Consider the following 20,598-nt stretch of genomic DNA (forward strand, 5'->3'; position numbering starts at 1 on the left):
TACTGAGACAAAAAAGAAGCCGCCGCACAGTGTTTTGTGCGGCGGCTTTAAAAATCGAATTCGTACTGCTGTAAAAAGCGCTTACTTGCCCAGCATCTCGTGAGCAGTCTTGCAGATGGTGGCAGCGTCCAGACCGAACTTCTTCAGCAGATCCCATGCGGGGCCGGAGCAGCCGAACACGTCCTGCACGCCCACGCGGCGCACGGGGGTGGGCTGCTTCTCGCTCAGGACAGCGCAGACGGCCTCGCCCAGACCGCCGATGACGTTGTGCTCCTCGGCGGTGATGACCTTGCCGCACTCCTTTGCAGCCTTGAGGACGATCTCCTCGTCCAGGGGCTTGATGGTGTGGATGTTGATGACCCGGGCGTGGATGCCCTCGGCAGCCAGCTGCTCGGCAGCCATGCGGGCTTCGTTGACCATCAGGCCGGTGGCGATGATGGCAATGTCGTTGCCCTCGGTCAGCTGCTCGCCCTTGCCCAGCTCAAAGTGGTAGTTGGCCTCATCGTGGAACACCGGCACAGCCAGACGGCCGAAGCGCAGGTAGACGGGGCCTTCCATGGCGTAGGCGGCGCGCACAGCGGCGCGTGCTTCGATATCATCAGCGGGGCAGATGACGGTCATGCCGGGGATGCTGCGCATCAGGGCAAAGTCCTCGCAGCACTGGTGGGAAGCGCCGTCCTCGCCCACGGAGATGCCGCCGTGGGTAGCGCCGATCTTCACGTTCAGGTGGGGGTAGCCCACAGAGTTGCGCACCTGCTCAAAGGCACGTCCGGCTGCGAACATGGCAAAGCTGGAAACAAAGGGCACATAGCCCATAGCGGCCAGACCTGCGGCCACGCCTACCATGTTGCCCTCGGCAATGCCGCAGTCAAAGTGACGGTCCGGGTATGCCTTCTGGAACATGCCGGTCTTGGTAGCGGCGGCCAGATCGGCGTCCAGCACCACCAGATCATCGTGGCCTTCCGCGGCCAGCTCCTTCAGGGTGTTGCCGTAGCTGTCGCGGGTCGCGATCTTTTTCACGTCTGCCATCTCAGTTCTCCTCCTGTTCCAGCGCGGCATAGGCGGCGTTCAGCTCGTTCATGGCCACCTGATACTCTTCGTCGTTGGGGCCCTTGCCGTGCCATGCAACGGCATTGGTCATATAGGAAACTCCGGTGCCCTTGACCGTATCCAGAATGATGCAGGTGGGCTTTTCGCTCTCAGCGTGGAAAGCCTGCACGGCGCTCTCGATCTGGTCGAAGTCGTGGCCGTTGATGGTGACCACATTGAAGTTGAAGGCGCGGAGCTTATCCTCCAGCGGGGCGCTGCTCATAACCGTCTCGGTGGTGCCGTCGATCTGCAGATGGTTGCGGTCCAGCATCACGCACAGGTTAGAAAGGCCGTAGTGGGCGGCAAACATAAAGGCCTCCCAGCATTCGCCCTCTTCCACCTCGCCGTCGCCCAGAATGGCGTAAACGTTCACGGCAGAGCCGGCGTGCTTTGCGCCCAGCGCCATGCCGCAGGCGGCAGAGATGCCCTGACCCAGACTGCCGGTGGACATATCCACGCCGGGCACGCTGTTCATGTTGGGGTGGCCCTGCAGGCGGCTGCCGATCTTGCGCAGGGTCTTGAGCTCTTCCACCGGGAAGAAGCCCCGCTCTGCCAGCGCTGCGTACAGCGCCGGGGCGGCGTGACCCTTGGACAGCACCAGACGGTCGCGGCTCGCCATCTTAGGCTGGGCAGGGTCGATGTTCAGTTCCTTAAAGTACAGATAAGACAGCACGTCTGCGATGCTCAGACTGCCGCCCGGATGACCACAGCCTGCACTGTGGGTCCCTTCGATCACGCCCATGCGGATGTGGCAGGCGTGCTTTTTCAGGGTAAGTTTTTCAGCATTTGTCATGATGGTCCTCCCGTATGAACCTCAGAATTCATGCGCTCAAAAAAGCCTCTCGTCAGCGCCCCGGCGTCAAGATTGCCGCAGCGCGCTCTTTTTCAATTTTATATTATCCATTCTGCGCAAAAAGGTCAAGCTTCTTCCAGCAAAATGTACAGCCCCGGGGAAATTTTTTGGCGAATAGACCGATTTTTGTCTATTTTGCAGACATCCCGCCCCGCTTGACAGGGGCAAAATGGTTTGTTATACTTTTGACCATCGTTCCGGCAGGAAGCCGGGCACGGGCGGGCAGCAGCCTGCCGCTTCCCCTGCAAGCAATATTTTTTTTGAAACAGACGCCACGAAGGGGTCTGCCTTTGGCATGGAATGCCGGGGCAGGCTCCTTTTTATTTTGCGGCTGAAAAAGGAGGAACCCTTATGAAAACCAAAAACACTCCCTCCGTGCGGCAGCTGGTGCTTGCCGCCCTGTTTTTAGCGCTGGCCTTTGTGCTGCCCCTGCTCACCGGTCAGGTGCCCAAGGTGGGCAATATGCTCTGCCCGATGCACTTCCCGGTGCTGCTGTGCGGCTTTATGCTGGGCGGCCCGTGGGCGCTGACTGTGGGCTTTGCCGCCCCGCTGCTGCGCTCGGTGCTGTTCGGCACGCCGCCCATGTTTCCGGTGGCCATCTCCATGGCCTTTGAGCTGGCCACCTACGGGCTGGTGTCCGGGCTGCTGTGGCGCAGGGCAAAGCACACTTTGCCCGCGCTCTACGCCGTGCTGCTGACCGCCATGGTGTCCGGGCGCATCGTGTGGGGCATCGTGCGGTTTGTGCTGGCGGGGCTGACCGGCGGCAGCTTCCCCTTCAGTGCCTTTTTGTCCGGGGCACTGTTCACCGCTGTGCCGGGCATCGTGGCACAGCTGGTGCTCATCCCGCTGCTGCTCACCGCCCTGCAGAAGGGCGGGTTTGCAGACTGACCCCCCGCGCGCGCCTTTTGTGCAAAAGAACGGTACTTCAGCCGGTTTTTAAGGCACTTTTTCCAAAAGAAACGGAAAACCGGAAAAATTGTGCCGTTTTGTGGCTTTCCGTCGGCAAATGTGATAAACTTGAACCAGATGCGGGCGTGTGCCGCTGTGCACCGCCCACAAAGAGTAAATGAAGAAGAGAGGTCGTTTATCGTGAAGATCATTCGTACAAAGGACTACGCTGATATGTCCCGCAAGGCAGCAAACATCATTTCTGCGCAGGTCATCATGAAGCCGGACTGTGTGCTGGGTCTGGCTACCGGCGGCACCCCCGTTGGCATCTACGAGAAGCTGGTGGAGCGCTACAACGAGGGAGATCTGGATTTTTCTGAGGTCACCTCCGTCAATCTGGACGAGTACCGCGGCCTGCCCAAGGATCACCCGGAAAGCTACTGGAGCTTTATGCACCGCAACCTGTTCGACCATGTGAACATCGACCCCGCCCACATCAACCTGCCGGACGGCACCAACATGGATGCCGAGGCCGAGTGCAAGCGCTATGACGAGGTCATCCGCAGCGTGGGCGGCGTGGATCTGCAGCTGCTGGGCATTGGCCATGACGGTCACATCGGCTTCAACGAGCCCCACGATGCTTTTGATCTGGGCACCCACTGCGTGGATCTGACCCAGGAGACCATCGAGGCCAACAAGCGCTTCTTTGACGGCAACGTGGATCTGGTGCCCAAGCAGGCTTACACCATGGGCATCCGCACCATCATGCAGGCACGCAAGGTGCTGATGGTGGTCAACGGCGCAGGCAAGGCCGAGATCGTCAAGAAGGCCTTCTTCGGCCCCGTCACCCCCGAGGTGCCCGCAAGCATCCTGCAGATGCACCCGGACTTCATTCTGGTGGCTGACGAAGAGGCTCTGAGCCTGATCTGATCCTCCAAGCTTCTGAGCCGCTGCACGGCTGCCGCCGTGCAGCGGCTTTTTGCTGCCCTTCTCTTTACATTCCGCCGGAAAAGCGGTATTCTTTGTCCAGAACAAACTTTCCCGGGAGGAGACCATGGATATCCGCCAGCTGCACTACTTTTTGACCCTGTGCGAAGAAATGAATTATACCCGCGCCGCACAGCGGCTGTTCCTGTCGCGGCAGGCGCTGCGCCAGAGCATCTCTGCGCTGGAGGCCGAAATGTGCGGGCCGCTGTTCATCAGTGCCCACCACAAGCTGGCGCTCACCGACCGTGGCATGAGCCTGCAGCGCCACGCCGCCCCGGTGGTGGAGCAGTTCCAGCAGATGCAGGCCGCGCTGCGGGCAGAGATCCAGTCTGCCCAGCCGGTGCGCATCGGCATCAGCGTGGCGCTGGTACCGGACTATCTGCCCGGGCTGGAAACCCAGCTGGACAAGTTCCGGCAGCAGTACCCCCATGTGGAGATGCGCTTCCGCCTGCTGGACAACGATGCCGTGGCCGATGGGGTAGAGCAGGGCGAGCTGGACGCGGGCCTTGTCATCGACCTTGGCTGCGCTGCGCCGGTGCTGGCGCGCACCACCCTGCGGGCAGACCCCGCCTGCCTGCTGGTGCCCCGGGGACATCCCTTCTGGGAAAAGGAGCGCATCCCGCTGGCGGAGCTGCGCGGGCAGCGGGTGCTGCTGCCCAGCCTGCGGCAGGATCTGTTCAGCCCGCTGTGGGCGGCCTGTGCCCGGGCGGGCTTTGCGCCCAACGCCGAGATCGGCCCCAGCTTTTATCAGGCCTACTATCTGGTGCAGGAGCAGCTGTGCACCTGCCTGACCCGCTACGAGCCCGGCGCGCGCCGGGAGCTGGACCGGGTGCGGGACGTGCTGCTGGAAGATATGCCCCCGCTGTGCGTCTCACTGGTGCAGCGGCGGGACACCAGCTCTGCCTACATCGACCTGCTGCGCAGCTACCTGTTAGAAGTCCTGGGCAGCACCGCCAGCCTGCCGCCCCGCCGGGGTCGCCCTGCAAAGCCCTTCTACACCGCGCCGGTGCTTTCCAGCGCCGCCGCAAAGGCTGCCCCGGAGCATCCCGCCCCGGGCACCCAGCTGCCCTTTGCGGGCGGCAACAACTTCCGGGAGCTGGGCGGCTACCATGCCGACGAAGGCAAGACCGTAAAGTGGGGACAGATCTACCGCGGTTTCCCCACCGGGCGGCTGACCGGCGAAGCCGACCGTGCACGGCTGGACGGGCTGGGGCTGCGGCTCATCCTTGATCTGCGCAGCGGCGCAGAGGCCGCCAAGCTGCCGGACTATGTGCCGGACGGCGCACGGCTGGTGCAGATCTGCGGCCTGCGGGATGCCTCCGGGCAGGAGATCGATTTTTCGCCCAACGACATCCAGCGGCTGGTGCAGAGCGTCCCCGCCGGGATGAGCCTCACCCAGCTGATGTACCGGCAGATGCTCACCGGCAACAAGGCGTTCAAGGAGCTGTTCCGGGCGCTGGAAGCCGGCGAGACGCCCATCCTGTTCCACTGCACGGCAGGCAAGGACCGCACCGGCGTAGCCGCCATGCTGATCTTACTGGCGCTGGGTGCTTCGGACGAGACCATCTGCGCGGATTATGCCCGCACCAACCTCTGCCGCGCCGCCGAGATCGAAAAGGCCATGGCCGACCATGCGGCGGAGATCGCCGCCGACCCGGCGCAGCGGATGCGCTGGCAGACTGCCGCCGGGGTAGACCCGGAGACTGCGCCCTTTGTGCTGCGCACCATCCGGCAGGACTACGGCAGCGCCGAGAGCTATCTGGAGGCCGAATACGGCCTGACCCCCGCCCGCCTGATGCGGCTGCGGCGGATGTATCTGGAGTGAGACGATTTGGAATGCCCTCCGCATTGCTCTGGGCATTTTCAGCGGAAAGAATTTTTATAATTTCGGGGTTCAGAAACGCTTGCGGGCGTTTCTGAACCCCATTTTCATGGAAAGGGGTTGCAACCGGGAACGGCAGCTGCTGCGCTGGTTTCCTACGGAAAATTGATTTCCGTGGTAAAAGTTGATTTCCTCTTGAAAAAAAGCCTGTTGTCCGATACACTGAATAAAACGAATCTTTTAAGAAGGAATGAAGCTGACCATGGCTGCAAAAACGCCTGCCCAGTGGAAAACACTGTTTGAAAACGAACCCTTCCACTGCGAAAACTATTATACCGGCCCCCTGGCCGGACTACACCCCCGGCGGCACCTGTCTGCGGCTGTGGGCCCCCACCGCCGAAGCCGTCACCGTGACCTTATATCATAAAGGAGACGGCGGTGCCGTGCTGGGCACAAAGCCCCTTGTGCGCGGGGCGCAGGGGGTGTGGAGCATCTGGCTGCCCGGGGAGCAGCACGGCCGCTACTACACCTTTGCCGTCACCGTGGACGGCGTCACCCGCGAGACCGGCGACCCCTACGCCCGGGCGGCGGGGGTGAACGGCGTCCGCAGCATGATCGTAGACCTTGCCCGCACCGCGCCCTCCGGGTGGGAGCGGGATGTGCGCCCCACTATCCCCCCGGCGCAGCGCGCCGTGTGGGAGGTGAGCGTGCGGGACTTCTCGCAGGATGCCGCCAGCGGGGTACGCCCGGCGTGGCGGGGCAAATATATGGCCTTTACCCAGCAGGGCACCACATTGCACGGCGACGGCATCCACCCCACCTGCCTGAACTACCTCAAGCGGCTGGGGGTAAAATACGTCCAGCTGATGCCCATTTTTGATTTTGGCAGCGTGGACGAGGCAAGGCCTTTGCTGCGGCAGTATAACTGGGGCTACGACCCCACCAACTTCAACGTGCCGGAGGGCAGCTACTCCACCGACCCCACCCGGGGTGAGGTGCGTATCCGGGAGTGCCGGGCGATGATCGCCGCCCTCCATGCGGCGGGCATCGGGGTAGTGATGGACGTGGTGTATAACCACACCTACCGCACCGAGAACCCCCTGAACGACACCGTGCCCTATTACTTTTTCCGCCAGAACCCGGACGGCAGCTTTTCCAACGGCAGCGGCTGCGGCAACGAGTTTGCCAGCGAGCGCCCCATGGCGCGGCGGTACCTCATCGACTCCATCCTTTACTGGGCAAAGGAGTACCATATCGACGGCTTCCGGTTCGACCTGATGGGCCTGTACGACGCCGAGAGCATCAACGCGGTGCGTGCCGCACTGGACAGGCTGCCCGGCGGGCGGGATATCCTGCTGTACGGCGAGCCGTGGCAGGGTGGTGCCAGCCAGCTGCACCGGTACGAGGCCAACAAGGCAAACCTTGCCATGCTCAACGAGCGGGTGGGCATCTTCTGTGACGACACCCGGGACGCCATCAAGGGCGGCTGCTTCGATGCCCGCGAGCCGGGCTATGTGGAGGGCAAGCCCGGCAGCTTCTGGGATATCGGCGCGGCGGTGGCGGCATGGTGCCGCAGCGACCGTCTGCCGCCCCACGCGCCCAGCCAGATCGTGAGCTATGTTTCCGCCCACGACAACTTTACCCTGTGGGACAAGCTGCTCTGCGTCCGTTACGAAAAACCGGAGTTCACCGCCCGGGACACTGTGGCGCTGGCGCAGAACCGGCTGGCAGCGGGCATCTACCTGACCAGCTTCGGCCTGCCCTTCATGCAGGCGGGCGAGGAGTTTGCCCGCACCAAAAAGGGGGTAGGGAACAGCTACCGCTCTTCTCCCGCCCTGAACCGTCTGGACTGGAACCGCGCCGAGCAGTACCACGCCCTCGTGGACTACTACCGGGGGCTTCTGGCGTTGCGGGCGGCCTTTCCCCGGCTGGGCAGCACCGACCGTCACGCCCCGGAGGCTTTGCGGTTCTTTGCGCTGGAACAGCCGCTGGTGGGCTGGACGCTGCCCGCCGTCTGGGGTGACGGCGCGGCATGGAGCGCTTTGTGCGTCTTTTATAACCCCACCGACACCACCTGCACCGTTGCCCTGCCCGCCGGGCAATGGAAACTGCTGAGTGACGGCACTTCTTCCAGCCTGTGGCGCGGCCCCAGCCGCGTTTTTACCGGCAATGCCCCCCTTGCGCCGTACAGCGCGACTGTTTTTGGTGCGGTGTAAATAAAGAACGAACTCCCTCAGTCAAAACCTGACGGTTTTGCCAGCTCCCTCGGAGAGGGAGCCTTTGGCATGGCGGCAAAGTTTCTCACTGCACTTGATACTTTAAAATATAGCTAACGGCGTGCGCCCTCTCAGTCACCTGCGGTGACAGCTCTCCCAAAGGGAGAGCCAAGAGCACTGCCGGAAACCTCCTCATTATGTCTAATACTTTAGTGATGAACTTTACGGCTTGGCTCTCCCTTTGAGGAAAGACTTCCCCCGCTCCGGGGGAAGATGTCACCGTAGGTGACAAAAGGGGGAATCTGGCGCGGGAGCGCCTGAGAGGGCTCGCTCCCGGGGGGGCTGTCGCTGTAGGCGACTGGGGGAGTTTTTTCACAACCTAAAAAAGGCTGCTGCACATTCCGTGCAACAGCCTTTTTACTATTTTCAGTTATTCTCCGCGCCCTTTTCGCCAAGGGTGACAGTAACGGTCTGCATCTGGCCGCCGCGTGCGACGGTGATCTCGATGGTGTCGCCGGCCTTGTGGTTCTGCATCAGGGTGCCAAGGTCGCTCTGGGTGGCAACCTCGCTGCCGTCCATGCTCACGATGCGGTCACCGGCCTGCAGGCCCGCCTTGTCGGCAGGGCCGCCCTTGACCACTTCCACGATGTAGACACCGTAGGCGTTCACGCCCAGCTGGGCGGCGGTCTGGGCGTCGGTCACGGCATAGTAGCTGATGCCCAGATAGGGACGGCCGGTCACATAGCCGTTTTCCAGCAGCTCCTGCGCCACCTTCACGGCGTCATTTACCGGGATGGCAAAGCCCAGACCCTCGGCATCGCTGTCGGAGGACTTTGCATTGACGATGCCCACCAGCTCGCCGTTCATGTTGAACAGGCCACCGCCGGAGTTGCCGGGGCTGACGGAGGCATCCATCTGGATCAGGGACATAGTGTTGACAGAGCTGGAGCCCTGAATGCTGACGCTGCGGTTCAGTGCGCTGACGATGCCGCTGGTCACGGTGCCGCCCAGCTCACCCAAGGGGTTGCCCACGGCCATGACGCTCTCGCCCACCTTCAGGCTGTCACTGTTGCCCACGGTGGCAGGGGTCAGGCCGGTAGCATCGACCTTGACCACGGCGATATCACTGGTGGTATCCTCGCCCACCAGCGTAGCGGCGTAATCCTTGTCGCCGATGCTCACGGTGATGTTGGATGCACCGCTCACCACATGGGCGCAGGTGAGGATATAGCCGTCCGAGCTGATGATGACGCCGCTGCCCGCGCCGCTCTCCACCTGACTCTGGCCGTACCACGACCACTGGGAGTAGACCACCTGCTCGGTGGTGATGACCACCACGCTGGGGCTGACCATCTCAGCCACCTGTGCGGTGCTCAGGCCGGTGCCGCTGGTGGCGCTGATGGAATTGCCGGTGCTGTCGGTGCTGCTGTCAGAGCTGGCCGGGCGCTCCACCTGCTGGATGACCACCTTGCTGCCGCCGCCGTATTTTGCGCCCACAAAGCCGCCCGCAAAGCCCATGGCAGCCGCCAGCACCAGCGCCACGGCGCTGCGTGCCAGCTTTTTGCCATTGAACTTCTTGCGGCGGGGCTTTTCCGGCTGCGCCGGGGCGCTGTACTGCGGCTGCTCCGGCGGGGTGGGCGGCACGCTGCCGCCGTCTGCCGGGGCGGTATACACCGGGCGCGCAGGCTGCGCCTCCGGCTCGTTATACTGGTTTGCCGTGTTCATGCCGCTGCTGCCCACGTTGGGGTAGCCGGTCTCGTTATTGGAAGCGGAATAATCGTATTCCCACTTGTTCTCGTTTTCCATGTTACTACATCCTTCCCTCAAAGGCTGGTCCGAAGGGACATCTGTTCCTTTGAACTGTCCCTATTGTAACTGTCAAATGTGAAAATGAATCGCTTGCGCCGTGAAGAATATGTGAAATACGGTCCTGTTTTTCTGCCCTTGACAGCCGCGCCGCTGCTTGCTATTGTAAGGGAAGAACATCAGCCCGTCAAGGAGGAGCTTTTTTATGGAACTGCGCCGCACCGAACAGGGGTTTGCCCTGTATAAAGAAAAGGACTGCATCGGAGAATGCACCCTCTCTGCCGCCCCTAGGGGCGCACAGCTTGCCGCCCTGTGCATCCTGCCCCGGTGGCGGCGCAAGGGCTACGGCTCCTACCTGTTAAAAGAAGTATTGCGCAGCTTTGGCGGCTATGACCGGGAAGCCGCCACGATTTTTACCGCCCCGCTGCCGGAAAACGCCGCCGAGCTTGCCTTCTGGGGCAAATTCGGCTTTGCCGCCGAGGGCGGGCAGCTGGTGCGCCGCCGCACCCCGGATTTAACGGCGGTCAAGTTCGTGCAGGACTTTTTAGCCGCCCGGCTGGTGCATCCGCAGCTGTGCGTGGACGCCACCTGCGGCAACGGCGGCGACACCGCCTTTCTGTGCAATCTGACTGCCCCCGCCGGGCGGGTGCTGGCCTTTGACGTGCAGCCCGAAGCCATCCGCTCCACCCGCGCCCGGCTGGAACAGGCAAATGTGCCCGCCGACCGGTACAGCCTTATCTGCGGCAGCCACGCCGACCTATTACAGTATGTGCAGCCCGGCACCGCCGATGCAGTCATGTTCAACTTCGGCTGGCTGCCGGGAGCAGACCACGGGGTGTTTTCCACCGCGCAGAGCAGCATCCCCGCCTTGCAGGCAGCGCTGCAGGCGGTGCGCCCCGGCGGCATCGTGAGCGCCATCCTGTACAGCGGGGCGGTCATCGGCTCGGACGAAAAACAGGCGGTGCTGCGCTTTCTGCGGGCACTTCCGCTGAAAAGTTTCACCGTTCTGGTGTGTGATTTTGCCAATTGGGCCGAAACTGCCCCGCTGCCCTGCCTGATCCTGAAAAAATAACGAAAACCCTTGCATTATCACGCGTTTTCGTATAGAATAAGGTGCGTATGTGTAAAAACAAGAACCCTCTCAGTCACGGCTGACATCAGGCCGGAGAGGGGTTTCTCAGAAAGCAGGATGGAGGCTCCCATGTAAGACACCATCTGTCTGCCATTTATTCTCTGCCTTGCAAAGGCAATTTTTATAGGAGAAACTACGATCTATGACAAATCGTGAAGAGATCGAACGCCGCAGGACGTTCGCCATCATCAGCCACCCCGACGCAGGTAAGACCACCCTTACCGAAAAGCTGCTGCTGTATGGTGGAGCCATCAATCAGGCTGGTTCCGTCAAGGGCAAGCAGAGTGCTAAGCACGCCGTGTCCGACTGGATGGACATTGAAAAGCAGCGTGGTATCTCGGTCACCTCTTCGGTGCTGCAGTTCAACTACGCCGGTAAATGCGTGAACATTCTGGACACCCCCGGCCATCAGGACTTCTCGGAGGATACCTACCGCACCCTGATGGCGGCAGACTCTGCCGTCATGGTCATCGACGCCGCAAAGGGCGTTGAGGCGCAGACCATCAAGCTGTTCAAGGTTTGCACCCTGCGCCATATCCCCATTTTTACCTTCATCAACAAGATGGATCGCGAAGCCCGCGACCCCTTTGAGCTGATGGAGAACATCGAGGAGATCCTTGGCATCAAGACCTACCCCATGAACTGGCCCATCGGCTGCGGCAAGGAGTTCAAGGGCGTGTTCGACCGCAACGCACGCAAGGTGCTGGCTTTTTCCAGCGACGGCCGCGCCAACGGCGTGAAGAAGGTCAGCGAGACCGAGGCTGAGCTGGGCGACCCCGCACTGGACGAGCTGCTGACCCCCTACCTGCACCAGCAGCTGGTGGACGAGATCGAGCTGCTGGACGGCGCTGCCGAGGAGTTTGATCTGGACAAGGTGCTGCGCGGCGAATTAAGCCCCGTGTTCTTCGGCTCTGCCCTGACCAACTTCGGCGTGGAGCCCTTCCTGGAAAACTTCCTGCGGCTCACCTCCGCCCCGCTGGCCCGCGTGGACAGCCTGACCGGCGAGCCGGTGGACCCCTGCCGGGACGAGTTCTCCGCTTTCATCTTTAAAATTCAGGCCAACATGAACAAGGCCCACCGCGACCGCATTGCCTTTATGCGCATCTGCTCCGGCAAGTTCGAGCGCGGCATGGAAGCCTATCATGTGCAGGAGGGCAAGAACATCAAGCTTGCCACCGGCACCCAGCTGATGGCGCAGGACCGCGCCATCGTGGACGAGGCCTACGCCGGCGACATCATCGGCCTGTTCGACCCGGGCATCTTCTCCATCGGCGACACCCTGTGTACCGGCAAAAAGAAGGTTCAGTTCGCGGGCATCCCCACCTTCTCCCCGGAGCACTTTGCCCGCATTGAGCAGAAGGACACCATGAAGCGCAAGCAGTTCGTGAAGGGTATGGAGCAGATCGCGCAGGAAGGCGCCATCCAGATCTTCCGCGAAGTGGGCGGCGGCATGGAAGAAGTGGTGGTCGGCGTGGTGGGCGTGCTGCAGCTGGAAGTGCTGGAGTACCGCCTGAACACCGAGTACAATGTGGAAATTCGGATGCAGCAGCTGCCCTTTGAGCAGCTGCGCTGGGTGCAGAACGACCCCGACACCTACAACCTGCGGGATCTGGACCTGACCAGCGACACCAAGGCTGTGGAGGACATGAAGGGCAACCGTCTGCTGCTGTTCACCTCCGACTGGGCGGTGCGCTGGGCCGAGACCCACAACGAGAGCTTGCAGCTGAGCGAGTTCGGCAACATCTGATAAAAGAGCGCTGCGGAGTGTACCTGCGCTCCGCAGTTCTTTTTTATGGAATAAAAAACACAACAAAGTATGCCAGATATTGGAATGAGGGTTCCCATTGCGGGGAACACTGCTGGCATGGAGGGTAAAGTATATGCAGAATATCAATATTGGCAAAAGCGGTATTGCCGTGCCGTTTCTGGGCATGGGTACATGGGCCATCGGCGGCGGTGCATGGTGGGGCGATAACGACGATGCACTGTCCGTAAAGGCCATCCAGACCGCCGTGGAGCAGGGCATCCAGTGGATTGACACTGCGCCCATCTACGGGCTGTACCACAGCGAGGAAGTGGTGGGCGAGGCCATGAAGCACATCGACCGCGACAAGGTGGTGCTTTCCACCAAATGCGGCCTGGAGTGGCGGCACGAGTCTCCCATCCTGCACAAGGTAGTGGACGGCGTACAGGTGTACCGCGACCTCTCCGCCAAGAGCATCATCGAGGACGTGGAGGACAGCCTGCGCCGTCTGCACACCGACCATCTGGACGTGCTGTACACCCACTGGCAGAGCCCGGATTTTGGCGTGTATCCGCTGGAAGAGACCATGGAAGCCATGATGAAGCTGAAGGAGCAGGGCAAGATCCGCGCCATCGGTGCTTCCAACGTTACCTCCGACATCATCCGGGGCTACTGCAAGTACGGCCAGCTGGACGTCATTCAGGAAAAGTACAGCCTGCTGACCCGCCGCATTGAAAAGCAGCTGCTGCCCACCTGCAAGGAGCTGGGTGTCTCGGTACAGGCGTATTCCCCGCTGGAGCAGGGGCTTCTGACCGGCAAGGTGACCATGGACACCACCTACCCGGAGGGCAGCACCCGCAACACGAACCCCTGCTTCCAGCCCACCCGCCGGGCACAGGCGCTGGAGCTGCTGGCAAAGTGGAGCGATCTGACCGAGAAGTACGACTGCACCATGGCGCAGCTGGTCATCGCTATGACCGCCCGCATGATACCGGAACTGCACGTTCTGTGCGGTGCCCGCAAGCCGGAGCAGGTACTGGACAACGCCGGTGCGCTGCACATCAAGCTGGACGGCGCCGACGCCGTCCGCATGAAGTGGGACGTGGACGCGATCTCCTGAGCATAAACAGAACAACACCGGAGCATCTTCGGACGCTCCGGTGTTGTTTTTTGCCTCTTATTCTCCCCTTGCCAGCGCTTGCAGCTTTTTCTTGTCCAGCACCTGCACGCCGCCGCGGTACAGCCGCACCCAGCCCTCCTGCGCAAAGTACTTGAGCATCCGGCTCACCACCTCGCGTGCAGAGCCCATGTACTTTGCCATCTGGTCGTGGGTCATGCGGACGTCCGCGCCGCCGGTCTTGGCAAGCTCGTCGGTCAGAAAGATCGCCAGCCGCCGGTCGGCGCTCATGAACAAGATCTGCTGCATTGTCCACATGGTGTCAGAAAAGCGCTCTGCCGTCATCTGGTAGGCGTAGCAGCGCACATAGACGTTTTCCTGCATCAGCTGTCGGAAGATGCCCGCGCTGATGCACAGCGCTTCGGTATCCTCCTCGGCGTCGATGTAGAGGTCGATGTTCACCGCGTCCATCACGCAGGAGGCGGACAGGATGCACACCTCCCCGCCGAACAGGCGGTACAGCGTCACGTCCCTGCCGTCCTCGGACAGCAGATAGGAGCGCAGCTGCCCGCTGCGCAGCAAAAGGATGCCCACACAGCTTTCCAGCGGGCTGTGCACCCGGGCACCCTTGGCGTAATGCACCGGGCGGGTAAAGCGGCACAGCCGCTCCTGCTCTTCCGGGGTCAGCTGCTCCCAGAATGGGAACGCGCAGGCAAGGCACCGGGCGTGCGGAGATGTTTCGGCCATGCAGTTCACCCCTTTCGCAGCGCCTTGGCGGCTTCCGTGCCCGCCAGTGCGCCCTCGTAAACGGCCTTTGCCACCTGCAGCAGCCCGCCGGTGCAGTCGCCGGCGGCGTACAGGCCGGGCACGGTGGTCTGCATTTTGTCATCCACCACGATGCGGCTTCCCTCTACGGCAGCGCCCAGCTTCCGGGCAAGTGCGGTACTGCCCGCCACGCCCAGCGCCACAAATACGCCGGACACCTCCCGCACCGCGCCGCCTGCCAGCTGCACGCCGGTGACGGTCTGCTCGCCCAGAATAGCATCCACCTTCTGGGTGCAGACGGTCACCTCGGGCGGGAAGTCTGCGGTCAGGGCTGCGCCGTCCGTCAGCAGGGTGACGCTTTTTACTACCGGCAAAAGCGCCTGCACCTCGTGCAGGGCGTACTCGCCGCTGCCCAGCACCGCCACGTCCTTTCCACGGTAGAAAAAGGCATCGCAGGCGGCGCACCAGCTTACGCCGTGGCCTTCCAGCCCGGTCAGCCCCGGGATGCGGGGCACCGCGCGGGAAGCACCCGTTGCCAGAATGACCGCGTCTGCCGGGTACGCGCCTGCCAGCGTTTCCACGGTCAGACGGTCGGTCCATGTCAGCCCCACGGCCTCGGTCTGCACGAACTGCACCCCCAGCCGCCGGGCGTTCTCGATGCTGCGGCGTTCGAGCTCCGGCCCGGAGACCGGCTGGGCGAAGCCGTAATAGTTTTCGATTGTTTCGGCGCGCGCCAGCGCCCCGGAGCCCTTGGTCAGCACGGTGGTCTGCACCCCGGCGCGCACGGCGTACAGGGCAGCGGACACCCCCGCAGGGCCGGAACCTACAATGACGATGTTGGACATGGTGTTGCTCCTTTGCATGGTTCTTTTGCCCTTATTATACACCAAAGCCGCGCAGATTTCTGTGACCGGGTCGCAAAAACTTTTTGGGCGGCGGGCACTGTTCAAGCCCCGGGGCGTGTGCTATACTGTTGTCATGTTGAAATTTCTGCCACAGGGGGCTTTTGCTTTATGTCCAAACAACGTCTGCTTTTCATCACCACCGGCGGCACCATTGCCAGCGTGCGCACCCAGCAGGGGTTAAAGCCCGTGCTTACCAGCGAGGAGCTGCTTGCCCATCTGCCGGAACTAAAGGAGCTGTGCTGCCCGGAAACGCTGGCGCTGTGCAGCATCGACAGCACCGACCTCGGGCAGGAGCACTGGCTCATGATGGCACGCGCCATTCAGGAAAACTACGCCCTGTACGACGGCTTTATCATCTGCCACGGCACGGATACGCTGGCCTACTCTGCGGCGGCGCTCTCTTATTTAATTCAGAACGCGGATAAGCCCATCATCCTTACCGGCGCGCAGCAGCCCATCTCCAACGAGATCACGGATGCCAAGAAAAACCTGCGGGACAGCGTGATCTGCGCCATTGACCCGGGCAGCCGGGGCGTGATGGTGGTGTTCGGCGGGCACGTCATCGCGGGCACCCGCGCCAAGAAGAACAAGACCATCAGCTACGACGCCTTTGCCTCGGTCAACTTCCCGGAGCTGGCGCTGGTGCAGGGCGACCGGCTGGTGCGGTACATCCCCTCGCCGTGGCCCACCGGGCCGGTGGAGTTCAGCCGCACGCTGGACAGCCGGGTATTCCTGCTCAAGCTGACCCCGGGCATGTCCCCGGCGCTCATCCCGGAGATCTTCCGCCTGTACGACTGCGTCATCGTGGAAAGCTTTGGCGTGGGCGGCATCCCGCAGCAGCTGATGGACGCCTTTGCCGCCGGGCTGGGCGATTACGAGACCACCCACAAGGTGCTCATCATGACCACGCAGGTCACCTACGAGGGCAGCGACGTGGGCGTGTACGAGGTGGGCAAGCGGGTGCGCAACCGCTTCCGCTTCTTCAGAGGCCCACGATATGACCATCGAGGCCGTGGTGACCAAAAGTATGTGGCTGCTGGCACAGAACTGCGAAAGCTTTGACCAGCTGCAGCAGCGGTTCTACCGTCAGGTGAACTTTGACACCTTCTACCACTGAGCCGCTTTTTTCAGAATACCAGCTGCACCAGCAGTACATAGCAAAGGGTGCCCCCGGCTACGCTGAGCAGGGTCTGGTGCTTCCACTTGTGCAGCGCGATGGTAGCCAGCAGCGCAAGCGCTTCCGGGATGCCGTGACTGCCGGAGAACGGGGTAACGCCCTTCAGGCAATAGACGATGAGCACCCCGAAGATGGCGGCGGGCAGCACCCGCCCCAGATACCGCACCACCTCCGGCGGCTGCTGCTCCTTGCTGGAAAAGATCAGAAACGGCAAAAACCGGGTAAGCATGGTGGCGGCGGTACACACCACAATGGTAAACCCCATCTGAACTGCTGTCATTTCTCTACCTCCCCGGCTGCTTTTTCCATCGGACGGCGCAAGGCCAGCAGCAGCACCAGAATGCCGCCCATGGACGGCAGCAGAAAGCTGCCGGAACCGAATATCATCAAGCACACCAGCGGCACGGCAAGGCCAATGAGGGCACTGCCGTGCTGCTTATCTTTTTCCCACTGGTTCAGGAAGATGACCGTGAACATTGCGGTCATGACGAAATCCACGCCCTCGGTGCTGAAGGGCAGCACCGTGCCCAGCGCAGCCCCAAGCCCGGCGCTGCCCACCCAGTAAATCTGATCCAGCAGGGTGATGAAGAACATGAACCAGCCCTTGTCCACCCCTTCCGGCGGCGCTGCCGAGCAGGTGATGGAAAAGGTCTCGTCGCTCATGGCAAAGATCATGTAAAAACTGCGCCAGCCGTAGCCCTTGTAGCGCTCCAGCATGGCAAGGCCGTAGAACAGGTGCCGCGCCTGGATCATCAGCGCCATCAGAAAGGCCGACAGCGGCGAAAACGCGCCCAGCAGCAGGCTTGCCAGTACGAACTCCAGCGAGCCGCCGTACACGACAGTGCCCATGAGCATGGGCATCCATACCGGCAGCCCCAAGGACTGCACATAGATGCCGTAGCCCAGCCCCAGCACAAAATAACCCGCCAGCACCGGGATGGTCTGCGGAAAAGCCGCCCGCAGCGCCCGCAGGCAGGGGTGCGGCAGAGCGGGGGAAACGGTTTGGGACAGATGCTGCATAAAAAAGCTCCTTGCTTTGCGGGAACAGCGGGCATTGCGCCCATATACCCACATATATTGTATGAAATACGCAATTGTTATTATAGCACATCCCGGCGCATTTGCAAGACGACGGACTGCGCCCTCTCAGTCAAAGCCTACGGCTTTGACTGAGAGGGCGCACGCCGTTGCCCTTCGTGCTAAAGTGTCAAGTGCAATAAGAAGCTTTCCCTCCATGCCAAAGCTCCCCCTTCGGGGGAGCTGGCATCGCGCAGCGATGACTGAGAGGGTTGCGTCAAACGCAAAAGCAGCCAGACCGGACGGTCTGGCTGCTTTTATAGTTTATAAAAATATTTTACTCTACCTCTTCATCCGCGAAGATCCACAGCACCTCGTTGATGTGGGAGCCGCTGCGGGAGTAGGGGGTCACACGGATGCAGAAGCTGCGGCCGTCCGTCTTGCGGTAGCGGTGCTCCAGCAGGTTGCTGCTGAACACGGTGCTGCGCACAAGGCCGAAATCGAACAGCTTTGCAAAGTTTTCTCTGTCCTCGGGCGCTACCAGCGTGTCGCGGTAGTTGGTCAGCGCAGCGCGGAAAGAGCCGCCGCAGGTGTCCAGAACGGACTGGAAGTAGTCCGGCACAATAACGGGGCGCACGGTGTCCTCCTGCAGGTTCACCACGATCACTGTCTTGTATTTGGGGGCAAGCACCTTTAAAAAGTGCTCGGCATCCCGCTTTTCCTGCAGGGTGCGCTCCATCTTTTCGTTCAGACCTTCCAGCTGGCGGGCGTGGCCGTTGTGGTCGTAGTAAGCCTGCCGGTCCTGCCGCATGGCAGCCTCGGCCTTGGCGACAGCTTCGTCCAGATGGCGCAGGTCGGCGGTCTGCTGGATGCCTACGGAAATAACATAGTCCTTTTCCTTCAGAAAGGCGCGCATCCGGTCCGCAGTGCTCCACACGCTGTAAGGCGGCTCGTTGGGGGTCAGGATGACAAATTCATCGCTGCCGATGCGGTACACCCGGCTGGTAGCAAAGAACTTGCGGGCGGCATTTGCCAGACAGCACAGCAGGGTGTCGCCGCTGCGGTGACCCAGATGCTCGTTTACCTCGTGCATCCCGACCACATCAATGTAGGTGCACACCACGGATTCGTACCCGCTGTGGGGCAGCTCCCGCAGGTCGGCCTCGTACCGGCTGCGGTTGGCAAGACCGGTCAGAGTGTCGTGGCTGTAAGAGAAGTCCAGCTCCTCGCTGAGCTGGTCGGCCTGTGCATCGTTGCGCACCAGCACGGTCGCCCACGGGTTCTGGGCGCAGCAGCCCCGGCAGGGCAGCACCTCTGTGGTGACCCAGACGTACTGGCCGGACACGTTCTCGCGGTAGCGGTAGAACTCCGGCGCGGTGGCGTGGTACAGCACAGCGCGCAAGGCCTCCAGATCGGTCTGCTCCAAAAACAGGTCTGTGTCCTCCTCGTGCACGATCTTCTCGTTCACCAGACGGTCGCAGTAATTGACAAAATCCTCTTCTTTTTCCAGATCTGCACCCAGCAGGCGGGCGTCCCGCTTGATCACCCGGTACGCACCGGTGGCAAGGTTCAGCAGCGAGATCTCCAGCACATTATCGGTAAAGATCTGGTACGCCTGCAAGGCCAGCGCGGTCTTTTCGGTGCCCGGGTTCTCCACCCGGCGGTCACGGCGCATCAGGTCGCGGCGCAGATCCCAGTAATTCTGATTGGTTGGATCTGCCAGCAGCTTTTCGGCGTTTTCCACCGGCATGGGCTTGAAGAAGTAGTAGCCCTGCGAATACAGGCAGTCTGCGGCTTGCAGCATGGACACCTGTTCCGGGGTCTCCACACCCTCGGCGATGATGGGCAGGTTCAGCCGGTGTGCCATATCCACCACCGACTCCACGATCTGCACGCCCTTGCTGCGGTTCTCCTGATTCATGTCGATGAGCTTCATGTCCAGCTTGATGGCATCGACGTTGGTATCCTTGAGCATATTCAGCGAGGAATACCCGCTGCCGAAGTCGTCCATCATCACCGAGAAGCCCTTGCGGTGCAGGCCCTGAATGGCGTTTTCCACCATCTGGGTGTCCTCGGCCACCATGGTCTCGGTGATCTCAGCCAGAAGGAGCTTGGGCTCCAGCTTATATTTTTCCACCAGATCTGCAAAGATCTGCGGCACATCCAGATTCAGGATATCCTGCACCGAAACGTTCACCGATACCGGCACAAGGTTGCTGCCGCTCTCCTGCCACTTCTGCAAGGTCTGGCAGACGGATTCCCAGATGTACTGATCCAGCCTTGTCACAAGGCCGGTGCGCTCCAGCAGCGGCATGAACTCGGCGGGGGGAACACAGCCCCGGGTGGGGTGGTTCCAGCGTACCAGCGCTTCCATGCCCACGATGGCGCGGGTGATGCTGTTGCACTTGGGCTGCAGGAAGAAGCAGAATTCGTGGTTGTCCAGTGCGCGCTCCAGCTCGCCCAACAGCTGCTGCTGTTCTTTCAGTTCGTTGAGCATGGTGGACTCAAAGCGGTGCAGGTAGCCGCTGTCGGTCGTTACGCCGGCGATCTGCGCGTAGTTGCACAGGGTGGCGGCATCTGCGCCGGGGTTTGCCTGCATGGGGCACACGCCCATTACCACAAAGAAGGTGACATCCTGCCTGCCAGCAGCCATGCAGGCCTGCAGCGTGGCAAGCACGGCGGTCTGCTCGGCTTTTTCGTCCGGCAGGCACAGGAAAAAGTCATCGTTTCCAAAATAGCCCACAGGATAGCCGGTCTGCTTGCTGTAACCCAACAGACAGTTTGCCACCGTTTCCAGCAGAGCATCGCCCTTTTCGGTGCCGTAAAGCTCGTTATAAAGCTTGAAGTGCTGGATATCCACAGCGGCGACAGCCCATTCTGTTCCCTGATGCGCGGTCAGGAATGTATGCAGGGCCTGCAAAAATGCGTCCTTGCGGTCGATCCGCTCCAACGCAGCAGATACCGGTGCGGCGGCATCTGTTTTGGTCTTTCGTTCCTCTGACATGACGATTCCTCACAATTTGGATAGATTTCAATACGGACAAGTCGATTGCGGTCAGTTTATATACTTTATAATCAGT

At 61.4% G+C, this 20,598-nt stretch carries 17 protein-coding genes; 9 read left to right on the plus strand and 8 right to left on the minus strand.

The annotated features are described in order from the left end of the window. Positions 1-81 precede the first annotated feature (81 nt). Positions 82-1,029 (minus strand): transketolase family protein, encoded by a 948-nt coding sequence (locus ACXPUX_RS02080; RefSeq protein WP_129872703.1) that lies wholly within the window; start codon positions 1,027-1,029, stop codon positions 82-84. A gap of 1 nt (position 1,030) precedes the next feature. Continuing rightward, positions 1,031-1,882 (minus strand): transketolase, encoded by an 852-nt coding sequence (locus ACXPUX_RS02085; protein ID WP_458829649.1) that lies wholly within the window; start codon positions 1,880-1,882, stop codon positions 1,031-1,033. 14 nt (positions 1,883-1,896) lie between these two features. Here ACXPUX_RS02085 and ACXPUX_RS02090 point away from each other — a divergent pair, with 14 nt between their 5' ends. From ACXPUX_RS02090 to pulA, 5 genes are all read left to right on the plus strand, one after another. After that, entirely contained in the window at positions 1,897-2,277 is a 381-nt protein-coding gene (locus tag ACXPUX_RS02090; RefSeq protein ID WP_458829651.1) for a hypothetical protein, read from the plus strand. 16 nt (positions 2,278-2,293) lie between these two features. Next, positions 2,294-2,830: an ECF transporter S component gene (locus tag ACXPUX_RS02095; protein ID WP_458829652.1), complete on the plus strand. Its 537-nt coding sequence runs from the start codon at positions 2,294-2,296 to the stop codon at positions 2,828-2,830. A gap of 201 nt (positions 2,831-3,031) precedes the next feature. Further along, a complete protein-coding gene (gene nagB, locus ACXPUX_RS02100; protein ID WP_458829654.1) occupies positions 3,032-3,760 on the plus strand; it encodes a glucosamine-6-phosphate deaminase in 729 nt (242 codons plus the stop codon). A gap of 124 nt (positions 3,761-3,884) precedes the next feature. Then, complete coding sequence (locus ACXPUX_RS02105) at positions 3,885-5,642, plus strand: tyrosine-protein phosphatase (protein ID WP_458829655.1); 1,758 nt, start codon at positions 3,885-3,887, stop codon at positions 5,640-5,642. 296 nt (positions 5,643-5,938) lie between these two features. Further along, on the plus strand, positions 5,939-7,855 hold the full coding sequence (gene pulA, locus ACXPUX_RS02110) for a type I pullulanase (protein ID WP_458829656.1): 1,917 nt from the start codon (positions 5,939-5,941) through the stop codon (positions 7,853-7,855). A 426-nt stretch (positions 7,856-8,281) separates the two neighbouring features. On the opposite strand, the gene ACXPUX_RS02115 is transcribed toward pulA, so the two are convergent. Continuing rightward, a complete protein-coding gene (locus ACXPUX_RS02115; RefSeq protein ID WP_458829658.1) occupies positions 8,282-9,661 on the minus strand; it encodes a S1C family serine protease in 1,380 nt (459 codons plus the stop codon). A gap of 205 nt (positions 9,662-9,866) precedes the next feature. Here ACXPUX_RS02115 and ACXPUX_RS02120 point away from each other — a divergent pair, with 205 nt between their 5' ends. From ACXPUX_RS02120 to ACXPUX_RS02130, 3 genes are all read left to right on the plus strand, one after another. Continuing rightward, a complete protein-coding gene (locus ACXPUX_RS02120; RefSeq protein WP_458829660.1) occupies positions 9,867-10,733 on the plus strand; it encodes a bifunctional GNAT family N-acetyltransferase/class I SAM-dependent methyltransferase in 867 nt (288 codons plus the stop codon). 202 nt (positions 10,734-10,935) lie between these two features. Continuing rightward, complete coding sequence (locus ACXPUX_RS02125; protein ID WP_006735394.1) at positions 10,936-12,540, plus strand: peptide chain release factor 3; 1,605 nt, start codon at positions 10,936-10,938, stop codon at positions 12,538-12,540. A 133-nt stretch (positions 12,541-12,673) separates the two neighbouring features. Beyond that, positions 12,674-13,657 (plus strand): aldo/keto reductase, encoded by a 984-nt coding sequence (locus ACXPUX_RS02130; protein ID WP_458829662.1) that lies wholly within the window; start codon positions 12,674-12,676, stop codon positions 13,655-13,657. A gap of 57 nt (positions 13,658-13,714) precedes the next feature. On the opposite strand, the gene ACXPUX_RS02135 is transcribed toward ACXPUX_RS02130, so the two are convergent. Together ACXPUX_RS02135 and ACXPUX_RS02140 are read right to left on the minus strand one after the other, a co-directional pair. Next, positions 13,715-14,401: a Crp/Fnr family transcriptional regulator gene (locus tag ACXPUX_RS02135; protein WP_458829664.1), complete on the minus strand. Its 687-nt coding sequence runs from the start codon at positions 14,399-14,401 to the stop codon at positions 13,715-13,717. A 5-nt stretch (positions 14,402-14,406) separates the two neighbouring features. Further along, positions 14,407-15,264, minus strand: a complete 858-nt coding sequence (locus ACXPUX_RS02140) for an NAD(P)/FAD-dependent oxidoreductase (RefSeq protein ID WP_458829666.1) — start codon at positions 15,262-15,264, stop codon at positions 14,407-14,409. A gap of 168 nt (positions 15,265-15,432) precedes the next feature. Between ACXPUX_RS02140 and ACXPUX_RS02145 the strand changes: the two genes are divergently transcribed. Continuing rightward, a complete protein-coding gene (locus ACXPUX_RS02145) occupies positions 15,433-16,386 on the plus strand; it encodes an asparaginase (protein ID WP_458829668.1) in 954 nt (317 codons plus the stop codon). Between the two features lie 65 nt (positions 16,387-16,451). Here ACXPUX_RS02145 and ACXPUX_RS02150 read toward each other — a convergent pair whose 3' ends face one another. The 3 genes from ACXPUX_RS02150 to ACXPUX_RS02160 form a co-directional block, all read right to left on the minus strand. Then, a complete protein-coding gene (locus ACXPUX_RS02150; RefSeq protein ID WP_458829670.1) occupies positions 16,452-16,781 on the minus strand; it encodes a branched-chain amino acid transporter permease in 330 nt (109 codons plus the stop codon). After that, a complete protein-coding gene (locus ACXPUX_RS02155) occupies positions 16,778-17,521 on the minus strand; it encodes an AzlC family ABC transporter permease (RefSeq protein WP_458829672.1) in 744 nt (247 codons plus the stop codon). Before ACXPUX_RS02155 ends, ACXPUX_RS02150 begins: the two co-directional genes overlap by 4 nt. A 334-nt stretch (positions 17,522-17,855) precedes the next feature. Further along, positions 17,856-20,522, minus strand: a complete 2,667-nt coding sequence (locus ACXPUX_RS02160; protein ID WP_458829674.1) for a bifunctional diguanylate cyclase/phosphodiesterase — start codon at positions 20,520-20,522, stop codon at positions 17,856-17,858. Positions 20,523-20,598 lie beyond the last annotated feature (76 nt).

Source organism: Faecalibacterium sp. PGM34, from assembly GCF_054456555.1.

What these genes read in the sequence shown, in the direction of transcription:
- ACXPUX_RS02080 (WP_129872703.1), bottom strand. Translation starts at nt 1,029, where the DNA reads ATGGCAGACGTGAAAAAGATCGCGACCCGCGACAGCTACGGCAACACC.
- ACXPUX_RS02090 (WP_458829651.1), top strand. Translation starts at nt 1,897, where the DNA reads ATGAACCTCAGAATTCATGCGCTCAAAAAAGCCTCTCGTCAGCGCCCC.
- ACXPUX_RS02085 (WP_458829649.1), bottom strand. Translation starts at nt 1,882, where the DNA reads ATGACAAATGCTGAAAAACTTACCCTGAAAAAGCACGCCTGCCACATC.
- ACXPUX_RS02150 (WP_458829670.1), bottom strand. Translation starts at nt 16,781, where the DNA reads ATGACAGCAGTTCAGATGGGGTTTACCATTGTGGTGTGTACCGCCGCC.
- ACXPUX_RS02145 (WP_458829668.1), top strand. Translation starts at nt 15,433, where the DNA reads ATGTCCAAACAACGTCTGCTTTTCATCACCACCGGCGGCACCATTGCC.
- ACXPUX_RS02120 (WP_458829660.1), top strand. Translation starts at nt 9,867, where the DNA reads ATGGAACTGCGCCGCACCGAACAGGGGTTTGCCCTGTATAAAGAAAAG.
- ACXPUX_RS02115 (WP_458829658.1), bottom strand. Translation starts at nt 9,661, where the DNA reads ATGGAAAACGAGAACAAGTGGGAATACGATTATTCCGCTTCCAATAAC.
- ACXPUX_RS02135 (WP_458829664.1), bottom strand. Translation starts at nt 14,401, where the DNA reads ATGGCCGAAACATCTCCGCACGCCCGGTGCCTTGCCTGCGCGTTCCCA.
- ACXPUX_RS02155 (WP_458829672.1), bottom strand. Translation starts at nt 17,521, where the DNA reads ATGCAGCATCTGTCCCAAACCGTTTCCCCCGCTCTGCCGCACCCCTGC.
- ACXPUX_RS02140 (WP_458829666.1), bottom strand. Translation starts at nt 15,264, where the DNA reads ATGTCCAACATCGTCATTGTAGGTTCCGGCCCTGCGGGGGTGTCCGCT.
- ACXPUX_RS02160 (WP_458829674.1), bottom strand. Translation starts at nt 20,522, where the DNA reads ATGTCAGAGGAACGAAAGACCAAAACAGATGCCGCCGCACCGGTATCT.
- ACXPUX_RS02125 (WP_006735394.1), top strand. Translation starts at nt 10,936, where the DNA reads ATGACAAATCGTGAAGAGATCGAACGCCGCAGGACGTTCGCCATCATC.
- ACXPUX_RS02095 (WP_458829652.1), top strand. Translation starts at nt 2,294, where the DNA reads ATGAAAACCAAAAACACTCCCTCCGTGCGGCAGCTGGTGCTTGCCGCC.
- ACXPUX_RS02105 (WP_458829655.1), top strand. Translation starts at nt 3,885, where the DNA reads ATGGATATCCGCCAGCTGCACTACTTTTTGACCCTGTGCGAAGAAATG.
- ACXPUX_RS02130 (WP_458829662.1), top strand. Translation starts at nt 12,674, where the DNA reads ATGCAGAATATCAATATTGGCAAAAGCGGTATTGCCGTGCCGTTTCTG.